Here is a 333-nt window from a genome sequence, read left to right on the forward strand (position 1 = left end):
CCGGCAGCAGCACCATCCTTCGAATCTTCATGCAGCCGCTGCGACCGTCCATTCAATCGAAAGCGACGGAGCGGTTCGAGACGGCGCCTGGCGAACAAGCGCAGGTGGACTGGGGACATTTCAAGGTTGACTATGACGGCAGGTTGAAACGGTTGTACGCGTTTGTTATGGTACTCGGCTACTCCCGAGTGATGTATGTGGAGTTCACGGAAGACGAGCGCCTGGATACGCTCATGGGTTGTCACACGAGAGCCTTCGAGTACTTCGGAGGCATGACCAGGAACTGTCTCTACGACAATATGAAAACGGTCGTAAACGGGCAGGACGAGAACG

At 55.6% G+C, this 333-nt stretch carries 1 protein-coding gene; it reads left to right on the top strand.

Annotated features, from left to right (window positions below; translation table 11 throughout):
• On the top strand, positions 1 to 333 hold a 333-nt coding region (locus tag PPOP_RS18940; protein ID WP_042230278.1), incomplete at both ends, for a DDE-type integrase/transposase/recombinase.

This window comes from Paenibacillus popilliae ATCC 14706, assembly GCF_000315235.1.
GTDB lineage: Bacteria > Bacillota > Bacilli > Paenibacillales > Paenibacillaceae > Paenibacillus_B > Paenibacillus_B popilliae.